We start from the raw sequence: 12,306 nt of genomic DNA on the forward strand, positions 1-12,306 counted from the left end.
CGGCGCTCAGTAGAGCCCGCGAAGGACACCGGCGAGCAGTTCCGTCACGCGCGGGTCCGGCTCGAGCCCGGCGGCGAAGCGGCTGCGCGCCTGCAGCCACACGCGCACGAGCCCGGGGCGCGGTCCGTCGAGCACGGCGCCGGCTGCCCGCAGCTCATCGGCGATGGCCGTGATGTGGTGCTCGGCGAACACCGCAAGCAGGTTGGGCGGGATGACGTCCTCGCCGCCGATGCCCTCCTCGCACCACTCGTTGCCGACCGTGAACACCTCCACCTGCAGCGCCAGCGCGGCCGCGGTGGCGAAGTCGGCGTACGCCGCGAGGATCGTGATCGGCGACAGCGCCGGCAAGCGCTGAGTGGCCCACGAGACCGGCAAGTAGCCGTCGATGTCCGCGCCGCCGTCGCGACGCCGATACAGGGTGACGAGCCCCGGGTCGGCCCCGGCATGGACGCCGTGCCAGGTGGTGACCCCCATGGCGCGCGAGAGGTCGACGGCGCGGCCGACCGGTTCAATCGTCGTCGAGCGATCGCCGGGCTCGCGGATCGAAAACATCCGCACGGGATAGCGCTGCCCGACCGCCCTCAGCGCGTCGACGCTGGCGGCGAAGGGCTGGCGCGTGAAGCCGCTCAGGCAGAACTCGGCGTACTCCAGCTCCATCGCCCCCCCGGCGCCGGCCGGCGGTCTCGACGCCAAGGGTCTCTTACCATGCCCTTGATTGCCTCGGAGCTCCCGAGGCCCGAGCGGACAGGTCCGCCGCCCGGCGATCGCCGATCACGGACGCGAGCGGACAGGTCCGTCGTCCGGCGACCCTTGGACCGCCTCGGAGCTCCCGACGCCCGAGCGGACAGGGCCGCCGCCCGGCGATCGCCGATCACGGACGCGAGCGGACAGGTCCGTCGTCCGGCGACGAACGGGGCCCACCTCGGAGCTCCCGACGCCCGAGCGGACAGGTCCGTCGCCCGGAAATCGCTGATCACGGACGCGAGCGGACAGGTCCGCCACCCGGCGACGAGCGGGGCCCGCGACGGTCGTTGTAGGCGGGCACGGCGCGGCGGATTGGGACGCAGGCGGGACGGAGCCGCAGGTCACCGCGCGCAGGCGCCATCGTCCGTCGTGCGCGCGAGAGTCTTCGTTCTCCAGCCGGAAGTCTGGCGAAGGTGAGGGCGCCGAGCACGTGACCTGGGAGGGGCCCGCCGTAGCGAGGGCCCCAATCCGCCGCGCCGTGCCCGCCGTCACCCAGTTCTCTCTGGCCCCGCGCTCCTGCTCAACGGAGAGCTGTCGTGCCCGCTGTCCCGCAGTTCTCCCTGGCCCCGCGCTCCTGCTCAACGAAAGGGCTCAGGCGGTCTCGTCGCGCCACTCGATGTCGATGCCCTCGCCCTCCTCGGGCACGTGGGCGCGGAGCATCCGCAGCAGCTCCGGATCGGCCTGGTTCTCCTCCAGGTAGTCGAGCGTGTCGCGGTCGATGTAGTAGTCGCGGTCGTCCGCGCTCTCCTCGACCAGGAGATCGATGAGGTCGCGCAGCTGCTCGTCCGTGAGGGCGCCGATCAGCGCGCCGGTCTGCTTGTTGTAGAGGCGAGTCACCCGGGCATGGTAGCCGGTCCGGGGCCGCGGGGCGAACGCCGCGCGGACGGTCGTTTCGTCGCCTCGCCGTGCGGCCGGCCGGGGCGCCGGGCGAGCTCCGCGGCGGACCTGCGCGGGCGGGCAGGTCCGGAGAGACATGTCCGTGTGGGCATGTCCCCGAGAGCATGCCCGCACGGTCAGGCCACGGCCTTGCGCAGGGCCAGGTACGCGTCGCTCAGCATCCACACGCACAGGTCCTGGGCGTTGCGGCTGAGGACGATGCGCTGCTTGATGTTGCCGTTGGCGAAGCCGTCGAGGAGGCAGGCGGCGGACAGGCAGCCGGCGACGTCGCCGGACAGCAGCAGGGCCATGCGCAGGTCGGTGGTGAGGGTGGCGCGGGCGGTGGCGGCCGGCTCGAAGTGGTGGCTCGAGAGGGCCTGGCAGACGCGCAGGAGCGGGCGCCGCTGGCGGCGCGGGAGGTTCTTGCCGAGGTTGTTGGCGACGTCGCGGAGGCGGCGGGCGTCGGGGTCGGCGGTGATGGCGTTGAAGACCTTGGTGACCTCGAAGCTGGCGGCGATCATGAGGTCGAGCTCGACCGGGACCAGCGAGCGCACGCGGCCGCCGCCGAGGGCGCGACGGGCGAGGGCCAGGGCCCCGAGGCCGCGCCAGGAGATCGGGTCGCCGCGCAGCCACAGGTTGACGCCGAGGCGCAGCGTCGGCTCCTCGCCCTCGTCGAGGACGGCGACGGTGTTGTTGATCGAGGTGGCGCGCACGGCCATGTCCTCGATGCCGAGCAGGCGGCACCACTGCTGCAGGTAGCTGCGGATCGCGCCGGCGTCGACGTTGGGCGGGACCGGCACGGTCTCGTCGCCGTTGAGGCCGGTGAACTCGGGGAACATCCGGTCCATCGCCGTCTCGACGCAGGTCAGCAGGTCGTTGATGTCGGGCAGCTCGCCCGTCGAGAACAGGAGTTGTCGGAGCGCAGGCGTGGCGAAGGCGGCCTGCAGGCCCTGGGCGGAGGCGGGCCGCATGAAGCCGTCGGGCAGGGTCGACGACTCGCCCGGCTCGAGCGCGTGGACGAGGAGCCGCGCCATCTGGGCCAGCGCGGGGTTGGGCCGGTTGGCGACCTCGGCCAGCAGGCGGATGTCGCTCGGGTTGAGCGCGCCGCGGCCGATGCCGCCGAGCATGGCCAGGCGGATCGGCTCGAGGAAGGTGGAGACGCGCTCGGTCTGGCCGAGGCGCTCGAGCAGGCGGGTGAGCAGGAGGATCGTGGTGCGGTTGCCCGGGCCGAGCTCGGCGGCCCGCTCGACCGCGGCCAGCGCCTGCGCCTCGCGACCTGGCACTTCGGCCAGCAGGCTGGCGCGCCGGAAGTACAGCTCGTGCAGGCGATCGGGGTCGCGCTCGCGGGCGCACAGGCGGTCGAGCAGCTCGGCGGCCTCGGCGGGCTGACCTGTCCGTTCGAGCAGGCTGGCCATGAGGGTGATCGCGCGCGGGTCGTCGCCGCGCGAGGCGAGCACGATCCGGCCGTGGTCGAGCGCGCGGGCCAGGGTCTCGGGGGCGCGCGCGAGGTAGCCGGCGAGGATCAGGCGCAGGTCGACGGCCGAGGGATCGGCGGGGTCGTAGAGCGCGAGCAGCTGCTCCATGACGCGCGCCGACTCGGCCTCCTTGCCGAGCTGCTGGTAGCAGCGCACCAGGCCGCGCAGCGCCTGCTTGCCGTCGGGCCGGGCCTGGGCGGCGACGGTGAAGTAGGCCAGCGCGTCCTCGTCGCGGGTGCTCTGCTCGCCGAGGTAGACGCCGAGCTCGTAGCGCAGGCCGGCGTCGCTGATCCGGCCGAACACGGTGCGCAGGAGGTCGAGCGCGGGCTTGGGCTCGGGCAGCTGGCTGGCGAGCGCGCGGGCGAGGCCGATGGCGTCGCGGTAGTGAGGATCGCGGCCGAGGATCTGGCCGAGCAGGCCGAGCGCGACCTCGGCGTCGGCCGGCTTGCCGGTGTTGCCGGCCCGCACCGCGGCGTCGCGCGCCTCGGCCATGAGGGTGTGGACGCTGACGGCCTTGGTCTTGGGCGCGGCCGACTCGCGCGCGGCGCCGGAGGAGACGCGCTGCAGCCCGAGCTCGGCCGGGGCCAGCGACGGCATGGCCCGCAGCGCGGCGCGATAGGCCCGCTGGGCCTCGTTGACGGCGCCTGCCTGTTCGAGCAGCTCGGCGCTCTCGAGGTAGAAGATGGCCCGCTCGCCGTCGCTCTGGGCCCGCACCGCGCGCGCGCCGACGGCGTCGGTCATCGCCAGCGGGTTGTTCGGATCGCTGAGCAGACCCTCGAGCAGGCGCACGGCGTACGGGTTGCCGGGATCCTCGCGCAGGGCCCCGAGGATCGCGTTGGCGGCGAACTCGCGGTCCTCCGGGGCGTCGCTGCGCAGCAGGACCTCGGCCGACTCGACCAGCAAGGTCGCCTTGTAGTGGGTGTCCTCGCTGACGCGGGCGAGGCGGAGCCGTTGATTGGGCAACGACTCGGTGTCGCCGACCTTGCGCAGGAGGTTCTTGTACTCGCGCAGGAGGATGGCGTCGTCGGGCGTGCTCTCGATGGCCTCCTCGTAGGTGCGGCGGGCCTCGTCGAGGTTGCGCTCGGCGAGGTGCAGGCGCGCGAGGTGGACGAGCACGCCGGCCTTGGCCGGGCCGCTCAGGTGCTGGCTCTGATCCTCGAGCAGGCGGATCAGGTTGGCGATGTCGCGGTTGGCGACCAGCAGCCGGCGCGCGCGCTCGCTGGCGAGGCCGTGCAGCGGCTGGACGGCGAGCGCGGCGCGGTAGTGCTGCAGCGCCCGATCCTCGTCGACGAAGGCGGTGTCGCTCTCGGGCCGCGCGTCCTTGCGGGCCAGGGTCTCGGCGAGCAGACCGAGGCGGTAGTGATAGTCGGCCAGCAGCGCGGGACTGTGCGGCAGATCCTGGGCGCGCAGGAGGTCGTAGGCGTCGCGGACGCGGCCGTTGGCGGAGAGCAGCTGCAAGAGCCCCTCGCGCGCCGGCACGAGGTCGGGGTTCAGGCGGTAGGCGCGGGTGAGGTAGTCGATCGCCCGGTCCATGTCGCCGACCTCCTCGAAGCAGATCCGGCCGGCCTTGAGCGCGAGCACGGCCGGATCGCTGGTCGGGTCGAGCTCGGGCTCGTGCAGGCGCAGCAGATCGTCGAGGTCGCCGCTGTCGCGGTAGATCCGCGCGAGGGCCCGCAGCGCCGGGGTGTAGCCCGGGGTCAAGGCGAGCGCCCGCTCGTAGGCCTCGCGCGCCGCGCCGCGCTGCTTGAGGTGGAACTCCTGCGCCTCGCCGAGCTCGACGAGGATCGCGGTGCGGGCGGTGTTCTCCTCGAGGCGATCGACGAGCAGCTGCAGGGTGCCGATCAGCACCGGGGTGCGGCCGTGGGTGCGGCACAGGCCGGCGAGCTGATAGAGGGCGAGCACGTCGTCCTGATCGAGCTGGGCGATCTCTTGCAGCGTGGCGATCGCGAGGTCGACGTCGTGGAGCTCGTTCTCGGCGATGGCGGCGATCCGGCGCAGCGCGGCCAGCCGCTCGCTGCCCTCGGACGACTCCCGCGCCTGCCGCTGCAGGGTGGCGGCCGCCTGGGCCCAGCGCCGCATCTTCTCGTAGACGCTGCCGAGCGCGCGCAGGCAGTGGGCGCTGCGCGGGTCCTCGGCGACGGCGAGCTCGTAGACCTCGGCGGCGCGCGGGAGGTTGCGCTCGAGCTCCTCGTGGACGAAGCCGAGGCGGACGAGGATCGCGGCCCGTTCGGCGCCGTGCGGCTGGTGCTGGGCCCACTCGGTGAGGTGCGAGACGAGGGCCGCGATGTCGCCGGTGGCCCGCAAGATGTCGGCCAGCGCCTGCCACACCCAGCGCTGCTCGGGCAGGTGGGTGCGCACGAACCGGAGGTCGCGCTCGAGCTTGCGGTAGGCGGCGACCTCGTCGTCGGTGACCGGGTCGATTGCGACGTCCTCGTCGCCGCTCTCCTGCAGGCGGCGCAGGGTGCCGTCGTCGTTCATCGCGCTCTGACGCGCGGCCAGCGGGGTGGCGAGCCAGCGCATGCGGGCGATCTGCTCGCGCACGATCGCCTGCTCGCGGGTGTCGTCGAGCAGCGGCGCCAGGCGGGCCAGGATCTCGAGGTAGTTGGAGTCGGGCTCGCCGCCGTTCTGCCGGGCGAGGGCCTGGCCGGCGAGGGCGTAGGAGAGGGCGTCGAGCAGGCCCTGGGCGGCGGCCGACTCGTCGCTGCTGCGGTCGAGCCAGGCGCGCACGTCGTCGAACAGGGCCTTCGGGACAGGTTCGCTGCCGAGCACGACGACGGCCAGCTGCAGGGCGGTGGCGGCGGTGATCGGATCCTCGGCGAGGCCGGCGAGCCGGCGGTACAGCTCGGACAGCGCCGAGGGGGTGCCGCCGCCGTCGCGCCGGATCGTGCGGATCAGGCGACGCAGGGCGGTGGCGTTGCTCGGGTCGTCGGTGTGCGCCAGCTCGAGGAAGCTCCGGCGCTGGCGCGGGTCGTCGGTGACGTGGGCCAGGTCGAGGCGCCGGGCGGCGCGCAGGCTGGCCATGTCGATCTTGCGCACGTTGGTCGAGAGCAGCCGCTGGGCGTCGGCGTGGCGCTTGAGCAGGATGGCGGCGTCGACGGCGAGGGCGAGCGCGATCGGGTGGTCGGGGACGGCGACGAGCGCGGCCTGGTAGCTGGCGTAGGCGCGGCCGACGTCGCCGGTGGCGTCCTCGATCCGCTGGCCGTGCTCGACCCACGCGGCGGCGCGCGCGGTCGCCGGCTGCGCCTCGTCACTTGCCTCCTGGAACAGGTCCGTAAGTTCAGCCGCGAGGTCGGCCCGGACGGCCTGCACGGCCGCGGCGACCTGGCGCACCGCCGGGCTGCCGGCGGCCAGCGCCTCGTCGCCCTCGATCAGGCCGAGGCGCTCGCGCTGGACTCGACCTGTCTCTCCGGTCAGGGCGGCGCGCAGCTCGGGGTTCTGCTCGCGCGCGGCCTCGGCGGCCAGGACGTCGGCCAGCAGCCACCAGTCGACGGCCGGCAAGGCCAGCGCGCCGGGGGCCAGCGGCAGGTCGAGCGGCCAGAAGGCGTCGGGCAGGTCGAGCAGCGAGGGCGGCGGGCCGCTGCCGGTGACGCGCTCGGCCGGGGCGGCGCCGAGGTCGAGCGGACGACCGCACTCGTCGAGGGGGAGAGGCTTGCGCGGGCCGGTCATGCGGGGAGCTCCTCGACGTCGCTCAGCTCGAGCTCGAGCTCGACGTTGTAGCCGAGGGCGCGGCGCTGCGCGAGGTGCTCCTCGGACACGAGGTAGGCGACCAGGGCGGCGGCGCGGGGCACGGCGAGGATCGGCGGCGGGGCCGAGTCGGACCCGGCGGGGCGGGCGGACAGACGGCGCAGCAGCACCCGCGGGTCGCCGCAGGCGATCGCGCCGGCCCGGTCCTCGCCCTGACGCAAGGTGTCCCGCAGGACAGGCAGCGAGAACTGCTGGAGGTTGCGCGCCAGGATCTCGGCGTCGTCGCCGAAGTCGACGGCGACGCCGGCCCCGGCGAGGCCCTCGATGATCGCGTCGGACACGCTCTCGTCGCGCGGGTGGATGTCGTCGAGCTCGACGCCGGCGCAGCTGGCGAGGCCGTGGAGGACCGCCATGACGCCGACGTCGTCCATGACGTGGTGCAGGTGGTCGCCGCCGGTCGACAGGCGGAACAGGGCCCGGCCGATCGCCTCGCGCGAGGCCGGCGAGAACGGGGCGCCGTTGATCTTGCGGCCGATGAGGAGCACCGGCGCGGTGCCGACGTGGGCGACCACGCCGTTGTCGTCGCCGGGGTTGAGGAACAGCAGCGGCTCGCCGACGCCGAGCGTGCGGGCGAGGGCGCGGGTGACCACCGCGACCGAGCTGGCGGCCGGCAAGCTGTGGCGCTGGGCCAGGTTGACCGGCGGCGGCGGAGCACCTGGTATTCCGGACATGTACTTGACGCCAGCTTGCAGGAGGTGCACGGCGGCGGCGCAGGCGGGGTCGTCGACGGTGAAGAACGGCTGCGGCTTGTCGGGCGCGGTCGGCAGCGGCCACGGGGCGGGCTGCAGGACCTCGCAGCGGCGGCTGGCGGGCACGAGGTCGGGGTCGACGGTCTCGAGCACGGCGGCGCACACGTACACGCCGCCCGACTCCTCGGCGGCGTCGAACAGGCGCAGGAGGCCGACGATCGGGTCGCTGTCGGCGGGGCCGGGCTCGCCGGCGGCGGCCTTCGGGCGCGTCAGGCCGCGGTCGCGCAGGAGGGCCCGCTGCGCGGCGATGCCGGCCTGCAAGGCGACGCGCGCCTCGTCGCCGCGGCCGAGCTCGATCAGCAGGCCGTGCAGCTCGAGGATGACGTCGGTGTTGGCGGGGCGCAGGCGCAGGAGCTCGCGCAGCAGACCGGCGGCCTCCTCGGGGCGGCCGCGGACGCGGCGATCGATGTCGGCGAGGGCCCGCAGGCTGCGCACGCGCTCGTCGGCGTCGCCGAGCTCGAGCAGGCGCTGCAAGACCTCGACGCGCTGGTCGACGGTGCCGATCGCGGAGGCGATCCGATCGGCGGCGCGCAGGGCCACGAACGACTGGAAGCCGCCGCGGCTGGCGGCGAGGTAGTGCTCGAAGGCGGCGTCCGGGGCCCCGGAGCGCTCGTGGGCGTCGGCCAGCAAGAACTCGAGCACGGCCCGCAGCTCGGGCGAGGCCTCGCGCTGGAGGGCCTCCTGTAGCTGGCCGACGGCGTCGGAGCCGCGGCCGGCGCGGGCGTAGAGGCGGGCGAGGTCGACGCGCAGCGGGACGTTGTCGGCGAACGAGTGGACGGCGCGCTCGAGCAGGACGGCGGCGGCCATGCTGCCGTCGCTGAGCTCGACGACGCGGGCGATCGCGCGGGCGGCCTCGGGCGTGAGCGTGCGGGCGGCCGCGAGGGCGTCGAAGCGGCGGGTCAGCGGGCCGACCAGCGGCAGGGCGCCCTCCTTGCCGTGCTGCTCGCGGGTGCGCCACAGCGCCGAGAAGGCGGGATCGGAGGCGGGCTCGATGTCGAGGGCGCGGGCCAGGGCGCGCCAGGCCCGGCCGGGATCGCGGGCGCGGACGGCGAGCAGGCCGGCGCGCACGCACAGCGAGAGCTGGTGCGCCGGGTCGCTGACGAGGGCGGCGATCTGGCCGAGCAGGTCGGCGGCGACGACGAGGTCGGCCGCGCTGCCGCGCTGCTCCAAGAGACAGGCCTTGCCGTGGAGCGCCGGGAGGTACTTGGGCCAGGTGACGAGCGCGGCGTTGAGGCGCGAGAGGGCCTCGTCGAGGTCACCTGCCCGGAGGTACAGGTCGGCGCTGCCGCACAGCAGGGCGGCGCGCTCGACGTAGTCCTTCTCGCCGGCGGCGGCGGTGTTGAGATCGGCGGCGGCGCGGCGGGTCGGCGCGAGGTTGCGGCGGGCGGCGATCCGCGCCTGGGCCCGGCGCGCCGGCTCGTAGCGCGGATCCTTGGCCAGCAGCTCGGTGTAGCCGGCGTCGGCGGCGTCGAGGTCGCCGGCCGACTCGGCGGCGCGGGCGGCCCGGTAGCGCAGGCTGTGGGTGAAGGGGTGGTCGGCCGCCTCCTCGGCGGTGATGGCGAGGGCGGCGGTCGCCCCGGCGCGCACGAGGTCGGGCCGGCGGCTGAAGCGGGCGGCGCGGGCGAGGCGGAGCTGGGTGTTGAGGTCGCGCGGGCGGGCCTCGGCGGCGGCCTCGAGGTACTGCACGCCGAGCGCGGGGCTGTCCGAAAGTTCAGCCAGCAACAACGCCGCGGCCTGGCGGTTGCCGAGGCCGCGCTCGTGGGCCAGCGCGCCGCGGGCCGCGATCCGCAGCTCGCTGCCGTCGCCGTTGGCGGCGCAGTGCTCGAGCAAGGTGGTCCAGCCGCCGCCGAGGCTCGGCCACAGGGCGAGGGCCCGGCGCAGCTCGCCGGTGGCCTGCTCGGCCTGGCCAGGGTCGGCCCAGATCCCGGCGGGATCGCTGGCCCGCACCAGCGCGGCGCGGTAGATCAGCAGCGCCCGCGCCCGCTGGCCGCGCGACAGATCGAAGTGACGCGCGAGGTAGCCGAGCAGCCCCTCGGTGCGCCCGAGCGCGGCGGCCAGGCGCTCACCGGTGTGCAAGGTCGAGAGGTGTTCGGGCCAGGTCTGAAGGACCAGGTCGACCTCGTCGAGCGCCTGCGGCAGCTCGCCGAGGGCGAGCAGGCGGTGGATGATCTCGAGGTGCAGCGACAGGCGCTGGGCCGGATCGGCGGCGCGCTGCAGGCGGCGGCGCAGGAGATCGATGATGCCGACGTCGTCGCCGCGGTCGCGGAGGATCCGCTCGAGCAGCGCGAGGGTCGGCGGGTGATCCGGGACCTCCTCGAGCGACTCCTGCAGGCTGGCCTCGGCGTGGCCGGTGTCGCCCATCTGCAGCGCCAGCTCGGCCGAGCGGAACAGCAGCTTGGCCCGCCGCAGCGGGCTGATGGTCAGCTTGATCTCCTGCTCGGTGACCTGCAGCAGCTCGCGCGCGCGGCCGGCCCGGGCGAGCAGGCGCGCCAGCTGCTGCAGCGACGGCAGGTGCTCCGGGAACTCCTTGAGCAGGGCGACCAGGCACTTGATCGCGGCCGAGGGATCGCCCTGGCGCTCGTGCAGGCGGGCGAGGATCGACAGCAGGAAGATCCGCCGCGGGCCGCCGACGCCGCGCTGCAGCTCGCCGCTGTAGAGCTCGCGCAGGCCGTCGAAGCGGCCGAGCTGGAGGAGCACGCGCTCGAGGCGGTCGAGCGCGGGGCGGTAGGTCGGCGAGGCGGCGACGGCCTCCTCGTAGAGCAGGCGGGCGCCCTCGAGCTCCTTGAGGTTCTCCTCGAGCACCTGGCCGGCGCGCAGCTGGGCCTGGGCGCGCTCCTCGGGGCTGAGGCCGGCGGCGTCGGCGGTGGCGACCTGGAGCTTGAGCAGCTCGAGCAGCTGGTGCCACGACTCGTTGGCGATGAGGTAGCGGCCGGCGTCCTCGAGCGCCGGGGTGTGGCCCGGGAACAGCTTGAGCGCGCGCCGCATGGCGCCCAGGCCCTCGCTGACGCGGTCGAGGCGGATCATCGCCAGCTTGCCGAGGCGGTAGAACAGCTCGGCCTCGGCGCCGGGGTCGGAGCCGCCGATGGCCTTGAGCTGGCCGGCGCAGGCCTCGACGGCCACGTCGTAGCGCGCGGTCGCCATCGCCAGCTCCTCGAGGTTGCGCCACAGGCTGAAGTTGTCGGGCTGCAGCTTGGCGGCGGCGTGCAGCAGCGAGACGGCGCCGGCGCGCTCGCGAACCTCGCGCAGCACCAGGCTGGCGCGGGCCAGCGGGCCGGCGCGCTGCTCGGGCGGGCGGGCGTCGGCCTCGGCCTCGAGCGCGCGCAGCATCAACTCCGCGTTGCCGGCCGCCTCGGCGACGCGGAACAGGTCTTGAATAAGGAGGAGGTTGCCGGGCTGCTCCTCGCCGGCGGCGATGAGCAGCGCGGCGGCGAGGTTGAGGTCGCCGCCCTGGCGCGTCTCGAGGACGGCGAGGTCGCGGGCGACCGCGGCGACGGCCCGCGGGTCGTGCAGGACCTCGAGCTGCGCCTCGAGGTTGGCGACCAGAGCCATGAGGTTGCCCTGCGCGAGGGTGACGGCCTCGACCGAGCGCAGCACCGCGAGGTCCTTCGGGGTCGCGCGCAGAGCCGCCTGATAACACTGCAAAGCGGCGGCGCGATCTTTGAAGTGGGTCTCGACCAGCTGACCTCGCTCGCGGTACAGCGCGGCCGCCTCGCGCGGGTGGCGAGTGGCGCGGATCTCGAGATCGAGGTAGCGAACGGAGTTGCGGATGTCGCCGCGCCGGAGAAAGATCCGGTAGAGGAGGCGCATCGCCGGCCGCAGGTCCGGCACCAGCTCCAAGGCGTGGGCGAGCAGGCGTTGGGCCTCGCCGTCCTCGCCGCGCACGACACACCAGCGCGCACACGTGACGGCGACCACGGCTCGGAGTTGCGGCTCACTGGTCGGTGTCCGCGACAGCACCTGCAACATCTCGAGCAGGGGCATCTCGGCGGTTTCGGGCATCGCTCGGGCGGCAGTCTACACCGGGGCGCGCGGCCGGAATACCTAGGACAGGGCGTGGGAATAATCGTCGAGGGTGTAGGTGTAGGGCTCAGACCCGCTCTGCGCCCGCCGCTGCGCCAGCAGATCGACGATCAGGGCGATCGTCTCGAAGCGCGTGGTCAGCGTGTAGAATTGATCCTCCGGGACCGGCGGGACGGCCATCAGCCGCTCCTCGATGAAAGCGGCGTCGCTGACCCCGTCAGGCTCGGAGCCGCCCCGGATGTCGAGGTGGAGCGCGCAGTCGACGTCCTCGTCGTCCGGCTCGCGGCCGAGGATCGCGGCCAGCGCGAGCGCGACCGGCGTGAAATGGAGGTACTGCGCGCCGAGCAGCAGGCGATAGTTCCGCGGGTCGCCGGCGCGCCCGACCCAGGTGCCGCCGAACTCGCGGCGCACCAGCTCGCCGAAGTACACCCCGGCCGACGCGGCCAGCAGGTCGAGGATCGGCGCGCGGGTCTCGCTGCGCGCGAGGCCGAGGTAGTGGTCGAGGAAGGCCAGCGAGGTGACCGAGCCGTCGAGCTCGACGCCGAGGGCGCGCTTCACCTGCTCGCGCAATTGTCGGTCGAGATCGCCCACGGCGGCGTCGAGCGCGGCGGCGTCGGGGCCGGAGGTCCGGGGCAGCGAGTCCGGCGCAGCCGGGGGGGTCGAGGGCGTGTCGGTCATCGGCGCGGCAGCTTTACACC

Annotated in this window: 5 protein-coding genes; all 5 read right to left on the reverse strand. The window is 74.5% G+C overall.

Going from position 1 to position 12,306, the window contains the following annotated elements:
• Positions 1-6: 6 nt before the first annotated feature.
• The 5 genes from K7C98_RS21355 to K7C98_RS21375 all read right to left on the reverse strand — a co-directional run bounded on the left by K7C98_RS21355 (position 7) and on the right by K7C98_RS21375 (position 12,286).
• Positions 7-693, reverse strand: coding sequence for a hypothetical protein (locus K7C98_RS21355; protein ID WP_224193558.1), 687 nt, complete (start codon positions 691-693; stop codon positions 7-9).
• A 642-nt stretch (positions 694-1,335) separates the two neighbouring features.
• On the reverse strand, positions 1,336-1,581 hold the full coding sequence (locus K7C98_RS21360; RefSeq protein ID WP_224193559.1) for a hypothetical protein: 246 nt from the start codon (positions 1,579-1,581) through the stop codon (positions 1,336-1,338).
• 176 nt (positions 1,582-1,757) lie between these two features.
• Positions 1,758-6,761: a tetratricopeptide repeat protein gene (locus K7C98_RS21365; protein ID WP_224193560.1), complete on the reverse strand. Its 5,004-nt coding sequence runs from the start codon at positions 6,759-6,761 to the stop codon at positions 1,758-1,760.
• The gene (locus tag K7C98_RS21370) at positions 6,758-11,587 is read right to left on the reverse strand and encodes a tetratricopeptide repeat protein (protein ID WP_224193561.1); all 4,830 of its coding nucleotides are present in this window, start codon (positions 11,585-11,587) and stop codon (positions 6,758-6,760) included. The genes K7C98_RS21365 and K7C98_RS21370 overlap by 4 nt, the downstream gene beginning before the upstream one ends.
• A 42-nt stretch (positions 11,588-11,629) precedes the next feature.
• Complete coding sequence (locus K7C98_RS21375; RefSeq protein ID WP_224193562.1) at positions 11,630-12,286, reverse strand: hypothetical protein; 657 nt, start codon at positions 12,284-12,286, stop codon at positions 11,630-11,632.
• Positions 12,287-12,306: the final 20 nt, after the last annotated feature.

The organism is Nannocystis pusilla (assembly GCF_020073745.1).
In the GTDB taxonomy this organism is placed as follows: domain Bacteria; phylum Myxococcota_A; class Polyangia; order Nannocystales; family Nannocystaceae; genus Nannocystis; species Nannocystis radixulma.